This is a genomic window from Kitasatospora sp. NPDC097605, from assembly GCF_040302725.1.
In the GTDB taxonomy this organism is placed as follows: domain Bacteria; phylum Actinomycetota; class Actinomycetes; order Streptomycetales; family Streptomycetaceae; genus Kitasatospora.
Genome location: NZ_JBEOSF010000005.1, coordinates 241,878 through 260,824 on the forward strand (window position 1 = coordinate 241,878; position 18,947 = coordinate 260,824).

Consider the following 18,947-nt stretch of genomic DNA (forward strand, 5'->3'; position numbering starts at 1 on the left):
GCTGACGGTTCATCCGGCGCCCCCGCCCGCAGGCTGCTGGGTGCCGATCGGGGTGCCCGAAACCGCGTGCACGGCGGCCGGGTCGAGGTCGAAGAGTTCGCGCAGGGCCTCCGCGTAGGAGGCGCCGCCGGGCTCGGCGGCCAACTGCTTCACCCGCACGGTGGGCGCGTGCAACAACTTGTCCACCACCCGGCGGACGGTCTGGCCGATCTCGGCGCGGGAGCGCTCGTCCAGTCCGGGCAGCCGGGAGTCCAGGCGGCCCAGCTCGGCGGCGACCACCTCGGAGGCCATCGCGCGCAGCGCCACCACGGTGGGGGCGATCCGCGCGGCCCGCTGGGCGGCGCCGAAGGCGGTGACCTCCTCGGAGACGATGCCGGAGACGGCGTCGACGTCGCCCGCGCCGGGGGTGGCGGCGTGGGCGTGCGAGAGGCTCTCCAGGTCGACCAGCAGCGCGCCGGGCAGCTCGTGCACGGCCTGGTCGACGTCGCGCGGCATGGCGAGGTCGAGCAGGGCGAGCGGGGTCGCTCCGGCACGTGCCGCGACCGCGGCGGCGACGTCGTCGGCCTTGATCACCACGCCGGCCGCGCCGGTGCAGGAGATCACCAGGTCGACGTCGGCCAGCGCCTCGGGCACCTTGGCCAGCTCCAGCGTGCGGGCGACGTCCGCGCCGAGGATCTCGACCAGCCGCTCGGCGCGGGCCGGCGTCCGGTTGGCGATCAGCAGGTCGGTCACGCCGGAGCGGACCAGGGTGGCGGCGGCCAGCGAGCTCATCGAGCCCGCGCCGACCACCAGCGCCCGCTTGCCCGCGATCTCGCCCGCGCCGGCCGCGACCTGCTCCAGGCCGAAGGTCACCAGCGACTGGCCGGCCTTGTCGATGCCGGTCTCGCTGTGCGCCCGCTTGCCGACCCGCAGCGCCTGCTGGAACAGCTCGTTCAGGCCGCGCCCGGCGGTGTGCTCCTCCTGGGCCTTGGCCAGGGCGTCGCGCAGCTGGCCGAGGATCTGGCCCTCGCCGACCACCATCGAGTCGAGGCCGCAGGCCACCGAGAAGAGGTGGTGGACGGCGCGGTCCTCGTAGTGGACGTAGAGGTGCGAGGTCAGCTCCTCCAGGTCCACCCCGCTGTGGTGGGCCAGCAGCAGCGACAGCTCGGCGACGCCGGCGTGGAACTTGTCCACGTCGGCGTACAGCTCGATCCGGTTGCAGGTGTTCAGCAGCGCGGCCTCGGCGACGGTCGCGGACGCGGCCGCGTCGTGCAGCAGCCGCGTCGGCACCCCACCGGTCAGCGCGGCGCGCTCCAGCACGCCGACCGGGGCCGTGCGATGGCTCAGCCCTACGACGAGAAGACTCACGCCCGCTCCCTGGTCCCACGAATCTCGGTGCTCATGCCGGCATCACCGCGGACAGCTCGCCCTCGCCGGCCTTGCCGGGCTTGCCCTTCGCCGCCGGGTCCGCGTCCTCGGCGGCCGCGCGCGTCTTGCCGCTGCCCCCGGCCGCCCGGCGGAGCTTGGCGGCGGCGGCGCGCACCGGGCCGGGGGCCCGGTCGAGCACGGACTCGGTGCGGTCCGGCTCGTCGCCGGCCTTGCGCTGCTCGTGGAAGGCGAGGATCTGCAGCTCGATGGAGAGGTCCACCTTGCGCACGTCCACGCCGTCCGGGACGGACAGCACGGTCGGGGCGAAGTTCAGGATGCTGGTGACGCCGGCCTCGACCAGCCGGTCGCAGACCTGCTGGGCCGCGCCGGGCGGGGTGGTGATGACGCCGATCGAGACGTGCTGGCTCTCCACGATGGACTCCAGTTCGTCCATGTGGCGCACGGGCAGGCCGGCCGCGCTGCTGCCGACCACGGCCGGGTCGGCGTCGAGCAGGGCGGCGACCCGGAAGCCGCGGGAGGCGAAGCCGCCGTAGTTGGCGAGCGCGTGGCCGAGGTTGCCGATGCCGACGATGACGACCGGCCAGTCCTGGGTCAGGCCCAGCTCGCGGGAGATCTGGTAGACCAGGTACTCGACGTCGTAGCCGACGCCGCGGGTGCCGTAGGAGCCCAGGTAGGAGAAGTCCTTGCGGAGCTTGGCGGAGTTCACGCCGGCCGCGGCGGCCAGTTCCTCGGAGGAGACGGTCGGCACCGAGCGCTCGGAGAGCGCGGTGAGCGCGCGCAGGTAGAGGGGCAGCCGGGCGACCGTCGCCTCGGGGATCCCCCGGGCACGCGAAGATCGGCGCGCGGCGCCCGGGTCGGGCGTCTGCGAACTGCTCTGTGGTGATCGGCCGACGGCCACGGCGCTCCTGTGGGTGAAGCTGGGCTTTGGCAGCCAGGCTATGCGTTTGTGAACGTGTGCACAAAGATGGTGTCCGATTTGTCCCTGCACAGTGACGCGCATCACGCCGTCGACCCCATAGCACCGGCCGCTTTCCGGGCCGTCGCCGGGGGCGGTGCAGCGGGTGGCCGGGGACCGTACGGAAGGCGCTCCGGCAGGTCACGCGGGGCGGGGAGGGGAACCGGACGGGCGAGGTCGCGCAGCACCAGCGGGACCGGCTCGCCGGACGGCCGGGAACGCGCCCGGCCCAGCCGCGGCCACGGCACCCGGGCCGCCTCCCGCAGCGGCTCCGCCCAGTCCCCCGGCGGGCAGGACGGCGCGTCCAGGCAGTGCCGCAGCAGGTCGGCGGTGGCACGGGCGTCGCCCAGCGCGGTGTGCGCCGCGAACCCGCCGAGGCCGGCCGCCTCCACGCAGGCCGCCAGGCCGAAGCCGCGGGCCTCCGGCAGGTGGGCACGGGCCAGCCGCATGGTGCAGAGCAGCGGCACCGGCGGCAGCGGCACGCCGATCCGGGCGAACTCGCGATCCAGGAACGCGTGGTCGCAGGTGACGTGATGGCCGACCAGCACCCGGCCGGTCAGCAGCTCCAGCAGCCTCGGCGCGATCTCGCGGAAGCGCGGGGCGCCCTCGACGTCCTGCTGCTCGATCCGGTGCACATGGGTCGGGCCGACCGGGCCGAGCGGGTCCAGCAGGGTGCAGAACTCGCCCTCCGGGCGGAGCCGCTCGTCCAGCAGCACCACGGCGACCTCGACCACCCGGTGCCGCCAGGGGCTGCGGCCGGTCGCCTCCACGTCCACCACGGCGAAGCCCGCGCGGGCGGCCGGCGACGGCTCGGGAAGCATGGCGGCACTCCTCGCGTGCTCAGCCCCCCTTGGGCGCAAACGAGTTCGATCGTAAGCCGACCGACGGGAGGCGCCCCAAGCCGAGCGCGCCGAATCTTCGCAACGATTCGGCGAACCGCCCCCGCCGTCCGGCGGGGGTCGGGCGCGCCACCGGCGGGGCCGGGGGCGGGTGCGGGGCGGCGCCTCCGGCGGTGGCCGGGGCGACGGCCGAGGGCGGCCGGTGGGGGTCAGGCGCCGAGGGCGGTGCGCAGGCGCTTCTCGTCCACGCGCCAGAAGTCGTGCTGGCGGCCGTCGACCAGGGTGACCGGGATCTGCTCCCAGTAGCGCCGGTAGAGCTCCTCGTCCTGGGTGATGTCCTTCTCCTCGAAGGACGCGCCCAGCTCGGCCGTGACCCGGACGATCACCTCCCGGGCGTCGTCGCACAGGTGGCAGCCGGGCTTGGCCACCAGGGTCACCGTCCGGTCGGCGGGCTTCGGCCCCGGGTTCTTGTCACGTCGCAGCAGTGGGCTCACCCCGCCATTGTGCGACGCCCCTACAAACGGGCCGGACACGACCGGCCTTCCCCCCGTTCACCCGGCGGGCACGCCGCCGTCACGGCCGCCGCACAGGTGGCTGGCTATGCTCGATGACATGGCCGTGCTCCGAAGGCTCACCCAGGCAAGGCGTTCCACCAGCTCGCGGACCGCCCTGGCGGGCGAGGCCGCGGCCGAGGCGGCGGAGGCCGCGCTGCGGGCCGCGCCGGAGCCGCCCGCCGACGAGGACCGGCCCGGCGAGGCCCAGTCCGAGGAGGCCCAGCCGGCCAAGCGCGGCAAGGCGCCCAAGGCCCCCGAGGGCAACCACACGCCCGAGCCGGACGACCCGCGCGCCGCCGCGTTCTTCGACTGCGACAACACCATCCTGCGCGGCGCCGCGATCTTCTACCTCGGCGTCGGCCTCTACCGGCGCGGTTTCCTCAGCCGCCGGGACATCGCCCGGTTCGCCTGGCAGCAGGCCTGGTTCCGGCTGCACGGCGCCGAGGACCCGGAGCACATGGCGGACGCCAAGCACACCGCGCTCGGCGTGGTGGCCGGCAAGCGGACGGCCGACCTGGAGGCGCTCTGCGAGGAGGTCTTCGAGGACGTCATCGCCGACAAGGTGTGGCCGGGCACCCGCGCGCTGGTGCAGATGCACCTGGACGCCGGGCAGCGGGTCTGGCTGGTCACCGCCGCGCCGGTGGAGGTGGCCCGGATCATCGCGGCCCGGCTCGGCATGACCGGCGCGCTCGGCACGGTGGCCGAGGCGCGCGACGGCGCGTACACCGGCCGGCTGGTCGGCGACCTGCTGCACGGCCCGGCCAAGGCGGCCGCCGTGCGCTCGCTGGCCCGGCGCGAGCGGCTCGACCTGGACCGGTGCGCCGCCTACAGCGACTCGGCCAACGACATCCCGATGCTCTCGCTGGTCGGCCACCCGTACGTGGTGAACCCGGACGGCGCGCTGCGGCGGCACGCCCGGGCGCAGGGCTGGCGGGTCCGGGACTTCCGGACCGGCCGGAAAGCGGCCCGGGTGGGCCTGCCGGCGGCCGCCGCGCTCGGCGTGGTGGCGGGCGCCGCGGCGGCCGGGGTGGCGCTGCACCGCCGGCACCGGGCCTGACCCGCCGGCACCGGGCCTGACCCGCCACGCCCGGACGGTCGCCCCTCGCCGGGGTGAGCGCGGTCAATCCGCACGCTGACCAGGCCGCTCGTACGGGCGAACTCCCGCGTGCCGCGGGGCCGTCCGGGCCCGCTGACCGAACCCGACACCCGGTGACCGGATCTGATTGTTCGCCGGTTCGCGAAACTCGGGGATTATCCGACCCTCAGGCCGGGAAACCGCCCGCGCTACCGCCGAATTGGTCACCTGGCGCATCCGTTCTGTCACGTTGAGCCAAGCCATCGCCGACATGTTCGGTCAATGTCAGCCGGATATGCACCCCATGCGGATCCCAAACGACCACTTCGACCACACGGTGTAGCTGTCATTGCACAAAGCGTTATTCTCTCCTGGATGCACGTCACCCACCCGCCCCAGGCACGACCGGGCGGGACGGACGTGCTCTCCGCGCAGGCGGAGGTGATCCGTCCACAGTTCTGCCTCTGGGAGTCCCGTGTACCCACCCGTCCGGAACGACGCGCCTGCACCCTCCCGCCCGTCGTCCGCGCCCCTGCGCTCCCGCACCAGCCTCCGCGGCCGCACCGTCCCGCCCCGGCAGATCTCCACCGGCCTGGACCTGCTGCGCAGCCTGCTTCGCAGCCAGCTCGCCGCCACCCCCCAACTGGTGCCCGCCGGAGCCCCGTTCGTCCCCGCGCCCGCCGCCGGCGGCCCGCTGCTGCGCACCACCGCCGCCGGATCGGCCGGCGCCGGCGCGCGCGGCCGCACCGGCGCCGCCGGAGGCCGCAGCCGCGCCCGCACCACCACCGGCCCCGGCTACGAGACCGAGCACAACCCGGTCATGGAGCTGGTCGAGCGGGCCCAGGCCGGCGAGAGCGAGGCCTTCGGCCGGCTCTACGACCACTACGCGGACACCGTCTACCGCTACATCTACTACCGGGTCGGCAGCCGGGCCACCGCCGAGGACCTCACCAGCGAGACCTTCCTGCGCGCGCTGCGCCGGATCGGCACGTTCACCTGGCAGGGCCGGGACTTCGGCGCCTGGCTGGTGACCATCGCCCGCAACCTGGTCGCCGACCACTTCAAGTCCAGCCGCTTCCGGCTGGAGGTCACCACCGGCGAGATGCTCGACTCCAACGAGTGCGAGCGCAGCCCCGAGGAGTCGGTGCTGGAGTCGCTCTCCAACGCCGCCCTGCTGGAGGCCGTGCGCCGGCTGAACCCGCAGCAGCAGGAGTGCGTCACCCTCCGCTTCCTGCAGGGGCTCTCGGTCGCCGAGACCGCCCGGATCATGGGCAAGAACGAGGGTGCCATCAAGACCCTCCAGTACCGCGCCGTGCGCACCCTGGCCCGCCTGCTCCCGCCCGACGCGCGATGAGCCGGCGCGCGACGAGCCGGCAGCGCTCCGGGGAGGGCTCCGGGGAAGCGGCGGGAGAGATAGGAAGCGGGCCGTCACCTTCCGGGGCGGCCCGACACATCCGGGTGAACGGTCGGTCCGATGATCAGCCGCGCGTAACCGACCGCCCGCACCGCTCGTTGGCCAGCGTGCAAGCCCCCACCAGGCGTACGGTCAAGTCGAATTGCGACCTCTCACCCGATGGAGTGGCTTTGGCTTGCCGGGGCAACCGTCCGGCAGGCCGGGGTGTCGACAACGACGAAGGGAGGTGTGGCCCGTGACGGCAAACGTGCTGGAGCACCGGCGGGCGAAGGCCTTCGCCGAGGCGCTGGAGGCCCACCAGGCGGAGCAACGCGCTGCCGATGGTGACGGAACGGCCAACACCGCTGGCGGGCACGCCGGTTCGGCCGCGATGGCGGAACTCATCGACACGGTCGGCGCGCTCCGCGCGCTGCCCGCCCCGGAACTCGGCGACGAGGTCCGGACCGTCCAACGCGCCCAGCTGATGGCCGCGTTCGAGCAGGCCCTGGCGGGCGGCCCGGGCGCCACCGTGCCGCGGCAGCGCCGCCACCGGGCCATCCGCACCGCGCCACGCGGACGCTGGAGCCGCCGGTTCGCGATCGGCGGGCTGGTCGCCGGCCTCGCCGTCGGCAGCTTCGCCGGCGCTGCGGCCGCCAGCGGCAACGCCCTTCCCGGCGACCCGCTGTACGGCATGAAGCGCGGACTGGAGGGGCTGCGGCTCAACCTCGCGAACTCCGACAGCGAACGCGGCGAACTGCTCCTGGACAACGCGGCCACCCGCCTCGGCGAGGTGCGGTCCCTGGTCGGCCGGACCGACTCCGGCGGCGCGCTCAGCCCGGGCACCGTCGAGCAGGTCCGCAGGGCCCTCGACGCCATGCACGCCGACGCCCTCAGGGGGCGCGACCTGCTGCGCGCGATCTACCGCACCAACGGCTCGCTCGACCCGATGCGCACCCTGGCCGGCTTCGCCCAGGACGAGGACGGCACCTGGGCCGAGCTCCAGTCCCGGCTCCCGGTCCAGCTCACCTCCCAGGCCCACCTGGTGGACCAGCTCTTCGACGACATAAGCCAGGACGTCGCGCCCCTGCGTCTGGTCCAGCAGCCCGCCCCGAGCGGTGCGCCGGCCGGCGGCGGGGCGGGCGGCGGCACCCACGGTCCGGGCGCCGGCGGCTCGGGCGCGCCGTCGGCCGGGACGGCGCCCGGCGGCAACCCGGCGGGCGGGGAGACGCCCGCCCAGGGCGGCGCCACCGGCGGTCCGGCGGCCGGCGTGGTCGGCGGCCGGCCGGGCGTCGCCCCGCAGGTCCCGCCCCAGGGCGGTGTCCCCGCCGCTCCGGCGGCCCCCGCGGCGCCGCTGCTCCCGCTGCCGAGCGGCCCGGCCAATGTCGTCCCGGACCAGGTCGGCGGGCTGGTGGACGACCTCACCAGCGGGCTCACCGGCGCCAGGCCCTCGCCCAGCGCCGACGCCCCGGCCCCGGCGCCCGCGCCGGACCAGCCCCCGGCTCCGCCGAGCGAGGCTCCGCCGAGCGCCGGCGGAAGTGCCGCCCAGCAGGGCGTCGAGGTGCCCCCGCTGATCCCGGGCCTGCTGCCCGGGCTGCGGATCCTCGGCGGCTGACCGGGCCCGGACGGACCGGAGAACGGAGCGGGCCCCGGCGGACACCTCGTCCGCCGGGGCCCGCCCGTTCCGCTCCGTCAGAAGAAGACCGACCGCCGCTGCACCAGCAGCTGGTAGAGCGTGTGCTGGATGGTCTCCCGCACCTCGTCGGCCAGGTCGAAGACCAGCACCGGATCGTCCGCCGCCTCCGCCGGGTGCCGGTCGGTGGCGATCGGCTCGCCGAACTCGATGATCCACTTGGTCGGCAGCGGCACCGCCCCGAGCGGCCCCAGCCACGGGAAGGTCGGCGTGATCGGCACGTACGGCAGGCCCAGCAGCCGGGCCAGCGTCCGGAAGTTCCCGATCATCGGATAGGTCTCCTCGGCCCCGACGATCGAGCACGGCACGATCGGCACCCGCGCCCGCAGCGCCGAGGAGACGAACCCGCCCCGGCCGAACCGCTGCAGCTTGTACCGCTCGGCGAACGGCTTGCCGATCCCCTTGAAGCCCTCCGGCCAGACGCCGACCAGCTCGCCGCGCTCCAGCAGCGCCTGGGCGTCCTCGTTGCAGGCCAGGGTGTGCCCGGCCTTGCGGGCCAGCTCGTTGACGCCCGGCAGCACGAACACCAGGTCGGCGGCGAGCATCCGCAGGTGCCGGCGGCTCGGGTGGTGGTCGTGTATCACCACCTGGGTCATCAGGGCGTCCAGCGGGATCGTCCCGGAGTGGTTGGCCACGATCAGCGCGCCGCCCTCGGCCGGGATGTTCTCGATCCCGCGCACCTCCACCCGGAAGTACTTCTCCGCCAGCGGCCGCAGCAGCCCGAGCAGCACCTCCTCGGTGAGCTCCCGGTCGAAGCCGAACTCGTCGACCTCGTAGTCGCCGGTGATCCGGCGGCGCAGGAAGGCCAGGCCGTCGGCGGCCCGGTCCTCCCAGCCCTTGCCGAACGCCCGGGTCGCGGCCGCGCCGAGCCGCCCGGCCAGCGCGCCGCCGACGGCGTCGGCGACCCGGTCGGCCAGGCCGGCACCGGCGGCCGGCGGCTCGGTCCAGCTGGGCGCGGACTCGATCGGGATGACCTTCGCCTCGCCCGGCGCGTTCTCGGCGGCGGCACTCATGCGGGTTCAGCTCCTGGGTGGGTGCGGGCGGGCGGTGGCGGTGCCGGACCCGGCCAGCAGCGCGGCCAGGCCGTCGGTGACGGCGGTCAGCCGCCGCGGGGGCAGCAGGCCGGGCGACTGCGCGGCGGCGAAGTCCGCGAAGGCCTCCGGGGTGGTGAACGCCGGGCGGTAGCCGAACGCCTCGCGCAGCCGCCCGGTGTCCACCACCCGGCCGTGGGTCAGCAGCCGCAGCTGCTCCGGCGAGACGTCGACCAGCCGGGTCTGCCGGGCCAGCCCGGCCATCCAGCTGACGGCGGGCAGCAGCAGCGGCAGGGTCGGCCGGCCCAGCCGGCGGGCGCACTGGGAGAGCAGCAGCACGCCCTCCCCCGCGACGTTGAAGGTGCCGGTGTTCACGGTGTCCGGCGCGGCCGGGAAGGAGGCCCGGCAGAGCACCTCGACGACGTCGTCCTCGTGCGCGAACTGCAGCCGGGGGTCGTAGCCGAGGACGGTCGGCAGCACCGGCAGCGCGAAGTAGTCGCTGAGCGGGGTGTCCGCGCCCGGGCCGACGATGTTGGCGAACCGCAGCACGGTGACCGCGACGTCCGGACGGCGCCGGGCGAAGCCGCGGACGTAGCCCTCCACCTCGACGGCGTCCTTGGCGAAGCCGCCGCCCGGCAGGACCTTCGGCTGGGTCCGCTCGGTGAACACCGCCGGGTCGCGCGGCGCCGAGCCGTAGACACCGGTGGTCGACTTCACCACCAGCCGCCGCACCCCCGGCGCCTTCTGGCAGGCGCCGAGCAGCTGCATGGTGCCGATCACATTGGACTCCTTCACCGCGGAGCGGTGGGTGGAGCCCAGGCCGGTGGCGCTGACCGCGAGGTGGACGACCGTGTCGACGCCGTGCTCGGCGATCACCCGCGCCACGGCGGGGCGGCGCAGGTCGAGCGGGTGGAAGCGGTACGGCGCGGCGGGCCCGTCCGGCTCCGCGAGCGCCCGCAGCTCCGGGCGCGGCGGCTGCACGTCCACGCCGACCACCAGGTCCACCCCGGGCCGGCGGCGCAGCTCGGCGGCGAAGCGGGCGCCGAGGTGGCGGGCCACGCCGGTGACGAGCACGACCGTTCCCACAGCGCTGCACCCCATTCCTCGGCCCGGGAGGCCCTGCGTGCACCGTACCGCGCCGCCGCGACGGGCCGGGAAACGACACCGCCCGCCCAGGCCGTGAGGCCGGGGCGGGCGGTGCGAAGCGCCGGGCGCGCGAGGCGCGGCCGGGGGCGCTTACTTCTTGTTGCGACGCTGAACGCGGGTCCTCTTCAGAAGCTTGCGGTGCTTCTTCTTGGCCATACGCTTGCGACGCTTCTTGATGACAGAGCCCACGGAACAACCCTCGCTCACTGAGACTCTCGCCCGTGAGAGACGGAGTCCATACGACTGACGGAGGGCCCAGCCTACCCGTCACTCGCCCAGGGCCGTAATCGCGCTCCCCGAGGTGGGCGAACTCAAGGCGAATCCGGGGCGAACGGATACGGGGTCCACCTTGGTGGACCCCGTACCGGACCGGCCTGCCTACGCGCTCTCGAGCCGCACGTAGGACTCCTTGAGGTACTCGTGCACTGCCTGCTGGGGCACCCGGAACGAGCGGCCGACCCGGATGGCGGGCAGCTCACCGCTGTGCACCAACCGGTAGACCGTCATCTTGGAGACCCGCATGACCGCGGCCACCTCGGCCACGGTCAGGAAGACGACGTCCTGCAAGGGGCGTTCGCCGGAACTCATGACCATCACCCGACCCTTACCCGTGTGCAAGGCACCGGCTTCCCCTCCGGTGACTCCACCGGCACACGTGTATCCCCAGAGTAGTTATGGGTGGTACCAGTGGGAAGAGGGAGAAGCGCAGTCCTCGTACGGTGAGGGATAAGCCTGTTGCAGTACGTAGCCGATCGGCGGTCTGCACTAGTCGGCGTGCGCACGGAACGCGACCGGGCACCAGGTCTCCACAAACGGGGGCACCGGTTCGGCCGCCCGGGTCAGGGCATCAGGCCGTGGTGCGGCAGGACGGCGCGGCGGGTGGCCAGGATCGCCTGGTCGAGGCGGTCCGCCGGATCGTATCCCGCCTCGAAGTCGCGCCAGACCGGACGGGCGCCGTCGGTCATCCGCAGCGGGGCCGGGCGGCGGGTGCGCCGGTAGACCTCGGCGCGCCAGGACTCCGGGGTCTCGGTGGCCGGGTCGACGGGGCGGCCGGCCGCGGTGGCGACCAGGTGGGTCCAGGTCCGCGGGACCACGTCGACGACGGCGTAGCCGCCCCCGCCGAGGGCGAGCCAGCGGCCGTCGGCGTGCTCGTGGGCCAGCGCGTGCAGCTCCTGGGCGATGGCCCGCTGGGCGTCCACGGTGACGGCGAGGTGGGCCAGCGGGTCCTCCAGATGGGTGTCGGCGCCGTGCTGGGTGACCAGGAACTGCGGGCGGAAGGCGGCGAGCAGCTCGGGCACCAGGGCGTGGAAGGCGCGCAGCCAGCCGGTGTCGCCGGTGCCGGCGGGCAGCGGGAGGTTGACGGCGGAACCGACGGCGCCGGGGCCGCCGGTCTCGGTGGCCCAGCCGGTCTGCGGGAAGAGGGTCGCGGGGTGCTCGTGCAGGGAGACGGTGAGCACCCGGGGGTCGTCCCAGAAGGTCTGCTGGACGCCGTCGCCGTGGTGGACGTCGACGTCGACGTAGGCGACCCGCTCGGCGCCGAGTTCGAGCAGCCGGGCGATGGCGAGGGCCGGGTCGTTGTAGACGCAGAAGCCGGAGGCGCGGTCCGGCATGGCGTGGTGCAGCCCGCCGGAGAAGTTGACGGCGTGCGGGGTCTCGCCGCGCCAGACCGCCTCGGCGGCGGCGACGGACTGGCCGGCGATCAGCGCGGAGGCGGAGTGGACGGCGGGGAAGGACCAGTTGTCGTCGGTGCCGAGGCCGTGCCGCGGGTCCTGGTGCTCGGGGTGGGCGGCGGCGTACTTGACCGCCTCGACGTACTCCGCGGTGTGCACCAGGCGGAGGGTGGACTCGCCGGCGGGCGGCGCGGCGCGGACGGTGACCCCCGGGCCGGCGGCGAGGCCGAGGTCCTCCACCAGGCGCATGGTGAGCGCCAGCCGGGTCGGGTCCATCGGGTGGCCCGGACCGAAGTCGTAGGCGGTGACCTCCTCGTCCCAGAAGAGGTGCAGGCCGCAGGAGGTGTCACGCTCGGCTTCGGGCATGGCCTCCACCGTAGTGGGTGGGGACGGCCCGGCCCGGCAACGGGTCCTTGAACGCTGGTTGTACGGACGTCAGCCCCGTGCGGGTCCGGCGGCGGGCCCGGCCGCCGGGGCCGGGGCGACGGGGGCCGGGACGGCGGCGCGGCCGGGGCGGCGGCCGGCGATCCGGCAGCCCAGGCAGTCCGGGTGACCGCGCCGGCCGGCCGGGTCCGGGGTGCGCCAGTGGCGCAGGCCGGGCGGGCGGGGGCCGGTGGCCTTGCCCCGTCCGGCCAGGTGGAGCAGCCAGGCAGCGACCGCCCCGAGGGCGGTCAGCGCCGCGCCGGCCCACAGCCCGGGCGCGGAGCCGGCGATGAGGGCCGCGCCCGTGACGGCCGAGCCGAGGGTGGCCACGGCGGTGCCGGTCCAGCCGGCCACCGTGTGGCCCATGTCGTGATCACCGTGTGCGCCCATGTCTCCTCGTTTGGTGTGATGGACGGGTTCGCCCGGGCTCCCCCGCCCGCGCGACGACCGGTCGATCGATCGGACCGACCGAGCGATCGACCGATCGACCGATGTTTTATCTCACGAGATAAGTAACTTAGATGCTAAGGAGATATTCCGTGGAGGGCAAGCCTCGCCCGGACGCGACGGCCGAACAGGCGCTCTACGCGATGGACCGGATGATCGCGCTCGCGCAGTTCGGCCAGCAGGACATCGCGGCGCGGCTCGGTCTGAACGTCACCGACCTCACCTGCCTCGGCTTCCTGATCGAGGCGGCCATGGCCGAGGAGTCCCTGGCCGCCGGAGACCTCGCCGAACGCGCCCAGCTGACCACCGGCGCCGTGACCGGTGTGCTCAACCGGCTGGAGAAGGCCGGGTACGCCCGGCGGCAGGCCGACCCGGGCGACCGCCGCCGGGTGCGGGTGGTGCTGGAGGCCGACGCGCAGGCCCGGATCCTGGAGGTCTACGGCCCGTTCTACGAACGGATCGACCGCCTCTTCGCCGACTACACCCCGGACGAGATCGCCGTCCTCGCGGACTGGTTCACCCGCGCCAAGGAGATCCTGGGCGAGTCGCTGGCCGAGGTCCGCGAGGCGACGCCGTAGCCACCGGGGCGGACGCCGCCGGGGCCGGGGCGAAGCGGTCGGCGAGCGGCAGCACGGCCAGCACCAGCAGCATCGGCGCGAGCAGCGCCCAGCGGTACGAACTCGCGTCCGCCAGCGCCCCCACCAGCGGCGAACCGACCAGGAAGCCCACGTAGTTGAAGAGGTTGAGCCGGGCCACGGCGGCGTCCGAGTCCGCCGGGAAGAGCCGCCCGCCGGCCGCGAAGACCTGCGGGATGATCGCGCAGATCCCGAGGCCGAGCACGGTGAACCCGGCGATCCCGGCCCAGGCGCCCGGTGCGGCGGCGGCCACCGCGAAGCCGAACGCGGACAGCGCGGCGCCGCCCCGCACCACCGGGACGGCGCCCCAGCGCTGCACCGCGCGGTCGCCGAGCGCCCGGCCGAGCAGCATCGCCACCATGTAGCCGAGGTAGGAGAGCTTGGCGACGTCCTCGGGGCTGCCCAGGCCGTCGGTCAGGTACTTGACGCTGTAGTTGGAGACCGAGGCGTCGGCGATGTACGCGAAGGCCATCGCCAGGCAGAGCGGCAGCAGCGGGCGCCAGGGCACCGACCGGGCGGCGGCCTCGGCGGCCTCCCTGACGGCGTCGCCGAGTTCGGCGGGCCCGGCGAACCACCGGCCGGCCAGCAGCGCGAGCGGGGCGATCACCGCGGCCGCCGTCCCGAACAGCACCGGCAGCCCCAGGTCGTAGTGCGCGCCGAGGCCGGCGACCGCCGCGCCGAGGATGCCGCCGAGGCTGAACGCGGCGTGGAAGCCGAGCATCACGGAGCGGCCGTAGCGGTGCTGGAGGCCGACCCCGAGCATGTTCATACTCGCGTCGAGCGCGCCGACCAGCAGCCCGAAGGCGCCCAGCGCGAGCGCCAGTTGCCAGAGCGCGTCGCCGAGCCCGGCGGCGGCCAGGGTGGCGCAGACGGCCGGCTGGACCACCCGCAGCACGGCCCGCGCGCCGGCCCGGCGGACCAGCCGCTCGGAGGCGATCGACCCCGCCCCGGCCAGCACCGGCACCGCGGCCAGGAAGAGCGGCAGCAGCGCGTCGCTCAGCCCGTACCGGTCCTGGAGCTCCGGGATGCAGGTGACCAGCAGGGCGAAGGTGACGCCCTGGAGCAGGAAGCCGACCGCCAGCGCCGCCCGGCCGACCCGGAGCCCGGGCGTGATCACCGGCCCCCCGGAGCCCTCGGCACGGTCGGCGTTCTCGGCACCCTCGGTACGCACATGCACCTCGCTACTGGCCGGTACGGCGGTCGGTGGCGAGAGCGTAGGCGCAGTCGGCCGTTTTCGGGAGGGGGTGCGCGTGTGAGACACCGCGGCGGCGGTTCGCGGCCGACCTGCGACGCCGTCCCCCCGCCGTCTCAGAACGGATCGTGGGACGCGCTTGAGACGCCCCGGCCCTTGGCCGTCGGCATGCGGACCAGCAGAGTCGTCGCCGGGTCCGGCACCGTGCCGGGCCCGCCGAGCGTGTGCCGCTCCCGGCACACGTTCCCAGGGAGGGAACCCATCATGCGCAAGATCATCACCGGCCTGGCCGTCGCCGGTCTCATCCTCGCGGGCGGCGTCTCCACCGCGACCACCGCGTCCGCCGCGGGCGCCGGCCAGCCCTGCTCGGGGTACAGCACCGCCGAGCCGCTGCTGCGGGCGGGCGCCACCGGCGACGCGGTGAAGGAACTGCAGTGCGAGCTGAACCGCGCGATCACCCCCAGCTCCGGCTACTACCTCACGGTCGACGGCGTGTTCGGCCAGGCCACCCTGCGCGCCGTCTACCGCTTCCAGGGGTGTGTGGGCCTCCAGGTCGACGGCGAGGTCGGCCCGCAGACCTGGTCGAAGCTGGACTACTGGAGCCTCCAGTCCAGCTACGCCTGCTGATCCGCGGAGCGGCAGTGGGGGCGGGGCACCGGCCGGTGCCCCGCCCCCCCGGGGGGCCCTCGTGTTCAGCCGAGCAGGGCGGGCACCTCGGCGAGGTCGGCGATCAGGCCGGTGGCGCCGGCCGCGGTCAGCTTCGCCGGGTCGGTCAGCGCGGTGTAGCCGTAGACGTCCATGCCGGCCGCGCGGGCGGCGAGCACCCCGTTGGGGCTGTCCTCCAGCACCAGGCAGGCCGCCGGGTCGACGCCGAGGGTGCGGGCCGCGTGCAGGAAGAGGTCCGGCGCGGGCTTGCCCACACCGACGTCCTGGGCGCTGAAGATCCGCTCCTCGGCGAGGTGGCCGCGCAGGCCGGTGGCGTCCAGCGCGGCGCGGATCCAGCTGTGGTGGGCGGAGGAGGCCAGGCAGTACGGCACGGCGCGCCGCTGGAGCTCCTTCAGCAGCGCGTCCGCGCCGCGGACGGCGGTCAGGTCGGTGGTGAAGGCGTCGAAGACCCGGCCGTGGAAGTCGTCGTCGAAGCCCTCCGGGAGCCTTGCGCCGTCGTAGCGCTCGGCGATCACGTCGTGCACCCGGTGGGCGGCGGTCCCCATGAAGTCCCGGTAGGAGTCCTCGATCGTGGTCGGGTAGCCCAGTTCGGTCAGGTACTCGGCCAGCAGCCGGTTGGAGAGCGGTTCGCTGTCCACCAGGACGCCGTCGTTGTCGAAGATCACCAGCTCATAGGTCATGCGTTCGACCCTATCGGCCCGGCCGCAGCGGTCACTTGCCGCCGGAGGCCAGCTCCCGGGAGCGGTCCCGGGCCGCCTCCAGGGCGCCCAGCAGGGCCGCCCGGACGCCGTGGTTCTCCAGCTCGCGGATGGCCGCGATGGTGGTGCCGGCCGGCGAGGTGACCGCCTCGCGCAGCTTCACCGGGTGCTCGCCGGAGTCCCGCAGCATGACCGAGGCGCCGATCGCCGACTGCACGATGAGGTCGTGCGCCACCTGCCGGGGCAGGCCGAGCAGGATGCCCGCGTCGGTCATCGCCTCGACCAGGAAGTAGAAGTACGCCGGGCCGGAGCCGGAGAGCGCGGTCGCCGCGTCCTGCTGGGACTCGGGCAGCCGCAGCGCCTTGCCGACCGAGCGGAAGATCTCCTCCGCCCGCTCCAGGTGCGCCTCGGTGGCGTGCGAGCCGCCGGAGATGACGCTCATGCCCTCGTCGACCAGGACGGGCGTGTTCGGCATCACCCGGACCACCGGGGTGCCGGCCGCCAGCCGGGCCTCGAACCAGGCGGTGGGGATGCCGGCCGCCGCCGAGATCACCAGCCGGTCCGGCGCGACGTGCGGCGCCAGCTCGTCCAGCAGGGTGCCCATGTCCTGCGGCTTCACCGCGAGGATCAGGGTGTCGGCGAGCTTGGCGGCCTCGGTGTTGCCCACCACGCCGACCCCGTACCGGGAGGCCAGCTCGGCGGCCCGCTCCGGACGGCGGGCGGTCACCAGGACGTCCCCCGGGTCCTTGCCGGCCCGCAGCAGACCGGAGAGCAGGGCCTCCCCGATCTTGCCCGTGCCGAGGAAGGCGATCTTCTGTCCGTGCGCCGCGCTGCTGGTCATGGCCGCTCCTTGCCTCCGGTACCGCGTTCCGGCACCGCGGCCATCCTCGCACCGCGCACCCGCCACCGGCGGCAGCGTCCACTCTGCGGGCACGGTCGCTGCGCGGCCCCCGGGGTCCGTCGTCAAGCCCCCGTCGTCCGCCGGAGGGCGGGCCGGGCGGCGTCCAGGCGCGTGCATCGCACGGCGGAGGTGGGGTACCTCCCGGCCGAAGGCTGGGGGAGCGCCGCCCGGCAGGCGGGGGTTCGAAGACGGCCCCCTAGGGCGAAACTCCGGGTTCTCCCCTATGGCCCGGGGGTGGAGGCGGGCGCACCGTGGAGTCATGGCACACGGAGAGATGTCCCGACGTGAGAACCGGCAGGTCGCCGTTGCCGCGGCGACCCTGGGGCCGTGGCGGACGGCCGCGGGAGTCGGTGCGGTGGTGGGGGCGACGGACCTGGCGATCGAGCTGATCGACGGGGACTGGTCGCTGAGCATGCTGGCCGGTCCGGCCGGCTGGGGCCTGTTCTTCTTCTTCCTGGTCGGCACCGTCGGCGCCCGGCTGCGCCGGGAGGCCGCCGACCGGCGGCTGCAGCGGTGGGCGAACGAGCACCCGTGGCAGGCGGCGCTCCCGGCGGCCGGCGGACTGCTGGTGCTGAACATGCTGGCGCAGCTCTTCCTCGGGGACGCGGACGTGTTCGAGGCGTTCTTCGAATCGCTGTTCCCGGCCGCCGTGCTGGTGACCGTCGCGGGCGTGGTCGGCTCGGTGAAGAAGGCCCGCGGCAAGGACTGACGGGGGCTCGGCGGCAGGTCGGCGGGGTCCGGCGGCGGTCCGGCAGGGGTTCGGCAGGGGTTCGGCGGCGGTCCGGCAGGGGTTCGGCAGGGGACAAAAGCGGGCCGATGCCCGCACACCGCCGGTGTGTTCACCGGACGGTGTGCCCCCGATCGAACATCTGTCACCGCCCGTCGGCATACTGGCGCGATGCCGATCGCCGAAGATCCAGAACCGCGCCCGTCCGAGGGCCGGGAACCGGACGGGACCGCCCCGTCCGGACCGGACGGGAAGGACCCGTTCGCCGACCTCGTCCTCGACGAGGAGTTCGTCCAGGGCGCCTCCGTCAAGGAGCAGGCGGGCCGCACCCGGATGCTCGCCGCCCAGTGGAAGCACACCCCGCCGGTCGACCCCGGCGGCCGCCGCTCGGTGAACGACGGGCCGGCGCCGAAGAAGCGGTTCGCCCGCAAGGCACGCCCGGCCGACCCGTGGGGCAACCCGCGGCCGCGCCGTTCGCCGGAATGGCGCACACCGCTGTTCGTGCTGCTGGCCGTCGCCGTGGTGCTCGCCGCGCTGAACGTCGACGGGCTGCGGAACTGGTACGAGAAGCGCACCGGCGGCGACTCGGCGAGCGCGGCGCCCGTCGAACCGGTCGCCCCGGCGACGGCTCCGCCGACCACCGCGCCGCCGCAGGCCGACCCGAAGCAGCCGACCGTCGACCGCCCGTGGGCCGGCTCCCCCGCCGAGGGGTGGCCCACCAGCATCACGGTGTTCGAGCCCAAGGAGCCGCCGGCGGCCACCGGGGTGTTCACCGCCCAGCAGGTGGCCGACCAGGTCAAGCTGGTCAAGGAGTACCTGGCCGCGACCAACCTGGACCCGAAGGTGGTGGCCGGCGGCCGCCCGGAGGCGGCCCTGGCCATGCTCGACCCCGAGACCCGGCAGGACGCCGAGAAGGCGCTCGCCAAGCCCTCCCGCGAGTCGGACCCCACCAGCTGGTTCAGCCGCTTCGACGCGCGCGACGCGATCCCGGTCGGCGACACCTACCGGCTCCAGGGGTGGATCACCGTGGAGGGGGACGGCAAGCGGGGCGTGCTGGTGCACACCGACTTCACCTTCGTGTACCCGGTGCGGCCCGGCCCGGACGCGGCCAAGCGCGCGATGGCGCCCAAGCCCTCCCGGCCGCCGGGGCCGTCGGGCGCCCCGGCGCCGACCGGACCGGGGGCGGGGGACGGCGCGGTCAAACCGGTGGGCCTGCTCACCCCAGTGGACGACGTGGCCGGGGACACCTGGACCGCGCGGACCCTGGTGCGCCGGATCGCGACGTTCCGGTTCTACGACCCGGCGAAGTACGATGTCGAGCGCGGCAAGATCTACTTCGAGAGCAACCAGTCCGACGTCGCCAACAGTGAGTGCGATGTCGACGACGGCTACTACCACCCGCAGTTCGACCAGTTCGCGGCCGCGCAGGCACCGAACCCGAACCAGTCCGGGCCGACCTCGGACCCGTACGACCTCACCCAGCCGCCGGACCCGAGCGATGTCTGCGGGACGGTCAGCCGCAGCTGAGCGCGGTCCG

The 18,947-nt window shown here is 74.8% G+C and carries 20 protein-coding genes; 7 read left to right on the forward strand and 13 right to left on the reverse strand.

Features of this window, described 5'->3' with window-relative positions; genetic code table 11:
- Nucleotides 1-9: 9 nt before the first annotated feature.
- From ABTX81_RS08390 to ABTX81_RS08405, 4 genes are all read right to left on the reverse strand, one after another.
- The gene (locus ABTX81_RS08390) at nucleotides 10-1,347 is read right to left on the reverse strand and encodes a glutamyl-tRNA reductase (protein WP_350542434.1); all 1,338 of its coding nucleotides are present in this window, start codon (nucleotides 1,345-1,347) and stop codon (nucleotides 10-12) included.
- Nucleotides 1,348-1,378: 31 nt separating this feature from the next.
- Complete coding sequence (locus tag ABTX81_RS08395) at nucleotides 1,379-2,266, reverse strand: redox-sensing transcriptional repressor Rex (protein ID WP_350542435.1); 888 nt, start codon at nucleotides 2,264-2,266, stop codon at nucleotides 1,379-1,381.
- Between the two features lie 101 nt (nucleotides 2,267-2,367).
- A complete protein-coding gene (locus ABTX81_RS08400) occupies nucleotides 2,368-3,144 on the reverse strand; it encodes a 3'-5' exonuclease (RefSeq protein ID WP_350542436.1) in 777 nt (258 codons plus the stop codon).
- Between the two features lie 227 nt (nucleotides 3,145-3,371).
- Nucleotides 3,372-3,656: a glutaredoxin family protein gene (locus ABTX81_RS08405; protein ID WP_350542437.1), complete on the reverse strand. Its 285-nt coding sequence runs from the start codon at nucleotides 3,654-3,656 to the stop codon at nucleotides 3,372-3,374.
- A 118-nt stretch (nucleotides 3,657-3,774) separates the two neighbouring features.
- On the opposite strand from ABTX81_RS08405, the gene ABTX81_RS08410 reads away from it, so the two are divergent.
- The 3 genes from ABTX81_RS08410 to ABTX81_RS08420 all read left to right on the forward strand — a co-directional run bounded on the left by ABTX81_RS08410 (nucleotide 3,775) and on the right by ABTX81_RS08420 (nucleotide 7,796).
- Nucleotides 3,775-4,773, forward strand: coding sequence for an HAD family hydrolase (locus ABTX81_RS08410; protein ID WP_350542438.1), 999 nt, complete (start codon nucleotides 3,775-3,777; stop codon nucleotides 4,771-4,773).
- A gap of 598 nt (nucleotides 4,774-5,371) precedes the next feature.
- Nucleotides 5,372-6,145: an ECF subfamily RNA polymerase sigma factor, BldN family gene (locus ABTX81_RS08415; protein ID WP_502892730.1), complete on the forward strand. Its 774-nt coding sequence runs from the start codon at nucleotides 5,372-5,374 to the stop codon at nucleotides 6,143-6,145.
- A 295-nt stretch (nucleotides 6,146-6,440) separates the two neighbouring features.
- The gene (locus tag ABTX81_RS08420) at nucleotides 6,441-7,796 is read left to right on the forward strand and encodes a DUF5667 domain-containing protein (protein ID WP_350542439.1); all 1,356 of its coding nucleotides are present in this window, start codon (nucleotides 6,441-6,443) and stop codon (nucleotides 7,794-7,796) included.
- 77 nt (nucleotides 7,797-7,873) lie between these two features.
- Here the strand turns inward: ABTX81_RS08420 and ABTX81_RS08425 are convergent, their stop codons facing one another.
- The 6 genes from ABTX81_RS08425 to ABTX81_RS08450 form a co-directional block, all read right to left on the reverse strand.
- Nucleotides 7,874-8,887, reverse strand: coding sequence for a lysophospholipid acyltransferase family protein (locus tag ABTX81_RS08425; protein WP_350542440.1), 1,014 nt, complete (start codon nucleotides 8,885-8,887; stop codon nucleotides 7,874-7,876).
- 6 nt (nucleotides 8,888-8,893) lie between these two features.
- Entirely contained in the window at nucleotides 8,894-9,991 is a 1,098-nt protein-coding gene (locus ABTX81_RS08430; protein WP_350542441.1) for an NAD-dependent epimerase/dehydratase family protein, read from the reverse strand.
- Between the two features lie 150 nt (nucleotides 9,992-10,141).
- On the reverse strand, nucleotides 10,142-10,258 hold the full coding sequence (locus tag ABTX81_RS08435) for a 30S ribosomal protein bS22 (RefSeq protein WP_425311139.1): 117 nt from the start codon (nucleotides 10,256-10,258) through the stop codon (nucleotides 10,142-10,144).
- A gap of 171 nt (nucleotides 10,259-10,429) precedes the next feature.
- The gene (locus ABTX81_RS08440; protein ID WP_045937940.1) at nucleotides 10,430-10,639 is read right to left on the reverse strand and encodes a helix-turn-helix domain-containing protein; all 210 of its coding nucleotides are present in this window, start codon (nucleotides 10,637-10,639) and stop codon (nucleotides 10,430-10,432) included.
- 251 nt (nucleotides 10,640-10,890) lie between these two features.
- Nucleotides 10,891-12,087, reverse strand: coding sequence for an acetoin utilization protein AcuC (locus ABTX81_RS08445; RefSeq protein WP_350542442.1), 1,197 nt, complete (start codon nucleotides 12,085-12,087; stop codon nucleotides 10,891-10,893).
- A gap of 69 nt (nucleotides 12,088-12,156) precedes the next feature.
- Nucleotides 12,157-12,534 carry an HGxxPAAW family protein gene (locus ABTX81_RS08450; RefSeq protein WP_350542443.1) on the reverse strand — a complete coding sequence of 126 codons (378 nt, stop codon included), beginning with the start codon at nucleotides 12,532-12,534 and terminating at the stop codon, nucleotides 12,157-12,159.
- 149 nt (nucleotides 12,535-12,683) lie between these two features.
- Between ABTX81_RS08450 and ABTX81_RS08455 the strand changes: the two genes are divergently transcribed.
- Complete coding sequence (locus ABTX81_RS08455; protein ID WP_350542444.1) at nucleotides 12,684-13,169, forward strand: MarR family transcriptional regulator; 486 nt, start codon at nucleotides 12,684-12,686, stop codon at nucleotides 13,167-13,169.
- Here the strand turns inward: ABTX81_RS08455 and ABTX81_RS08460 are convergent.
- Nucleotides 13,108-14,343 carry an MFS transporter gene (locus ABTX81_RS08460; RefSeq protein ID WP_350542534.1) on the reverse strand — a complete coding sequence of 412 codons (1,236 nt, stop codon included), beginning with the start codon at nucleotides 14,341-14,343 and terminating at the stop codon, nucleotides 13,108-13,110. The two genes, ABTX81_RS08455 and ABTX81_RS08460, sit on opposite strands and share 62 nt — an antisense overlap.
- A 339-nt stretch (nucleotides 14,344-14,682) precedes the next feature.
- Between ABTX81_RS08460 and ABTX81_RS08465 the strand changes: the two genes are divergently transcribed.
- On the forward strand, nucleotides 14,683-15,045 hold the full coding sequence (locus ABTX81_RS08465; protein ID WP_350542445.1) for a peptidoglycan-binding domain-containing protein: 363 nt from the start codon (nucleotides 14,683-14,685) through the stop codon (nucleotides 15,043-15,045).
- 65 nt (nucleotides 15,046-15,110) lie between these two features.
- On the opposite strand, the gene ABTX81_RS08470 is transcribed toward ABTX81_RS08465, so the two are convergent.
- Entirely contained in the window at nucleotides 15,111-15,764 is a 654-nt protein-coding gene (locus ABTX81_RS08470; protein WP_350542446.1) for an HAD family hydrolase, read from the reverse strand.
- 31 nt (nucleotides 15,765-15,795) lie between these two features.
- Nucleotides 15,796-16,623: a pyrroline-5-carboxylate reductase gene (gene proC / locus ABTX81_RS08475; protein WP_350542447.1), complete on the reverse strand. Its 828-nt coding sequence runs from the start codon at nucleotides 16,621-16,623 to the stop codon at nucleotides 15,796-15,798.
- 334 nt (nucleotides 16,624-16,957) lie between these two features.
- Between proC and ABTX81_RS08480 the strand changes: the two genes are divergently transcribed.
- Nucleotides 16,958-17,392: a hypothetical protein gene (locus ABTX81_RS08480; protein WP_350542448.1), complete on the forward strand. Its 435-nt coding sequence runs from the start codon at nucleotides 16,958-16,960 to the stop codon at nucleotides 17,390-17,392.
- Between the two features lie 189 nt (nucleotides 17,393-17,581).
- Nucleotides 17,582-18,937, forward strand: a complete 1,356-nt coding sequence (locus ABTX81_RS08485; protein ID WP_350542449.1) for an SCO2583/SCO2584 N-terminal domain-containing protein — start codon at nucleotides 17,582-17,584, stop codon at nucleotides 18,935-18,937.
- The last annotated feature ends 10 nt before the right edge of the window (nucleotides 18,938-18,947 follow it).

Coding starts and splice junctions, on each gene's coding strand:
- ABTX81_RS08400 (WP_350542436.1), bottom strand. CDS start 3,144: ATGCTTCCCGAGCCGTCGCCGGCCGCCCGCGCGGGCTTCGCCGTGGTG.
- ABTX81_RS08410 (WP_350542438.1), top strand. CDS start 3,775: ATGGCCGTGCTCCGAAGGCTCACCCAGGCAAGGCGTTCCACCAGCTCG.
- ABTX81_RS08425 (WP_350542440.1), bottom strand. CDS start 8,887: ATGAGTGCCGCCGCCGAGAACGCGCCGGGCGAGGCGAAGGTCATCCCG.
- ABTX81_RS08440 (WP_045937940.1), bottom strand. CDS start 10,639: ATGAGTTCCGGCGAACGCCCCTTGCAGGACGTCGTCTTCCTGACCGTG.
- ABTX81_RS08445 (WP_350542442.1), bottom strand. CDS start 12,087: ATGCCCGAAGCCGAGCGTGACACCTCCTGCGGCCTGCACCTCTTCTGG.
- ABTX81_RS08450 (WP_350542443.1), bottom strand. CDS start 12,534: ATGGGCGCACACGGTGATCACGACATGGGCCACACGGTGGCCGGCTGG.
- ABTX81_RS08465 (WP_350542445.1), top strand. CDS start 14,683: ATGCGCAAGATCATCACCGGCCTGGCCGTCGCCGGTCTCATCCTCGCG.
- ABTX81_RS08470 (WP_350542446.1), bottom strand. CDS start 15,764: ATGACCTATGAGCTGGTGATCTTCGACAACGACGGCGTCCTGGTGGAC.
- proC (WP_350542447.1), bottom strand. CDS start 16,623: ATGACCAGCAGCGCGGCGCACGGACAGAAGATCGCCTTCCTCGGCACG.
- ABTX81_RS08480 (WP_350542448.1), top strand. CDS start 16,958: ATGTCCCGACGTGAGAACCGGCAGGTCGCCGTTGCCGCGGCGACCCTG.
- ABTX81_RS08485 (WP_350542449.1), top strand. CDS start 17,582: ATGCCGATCGCCGAAGATCCAGAACCGCGCCCGTCCGAGGGCCGGGAA.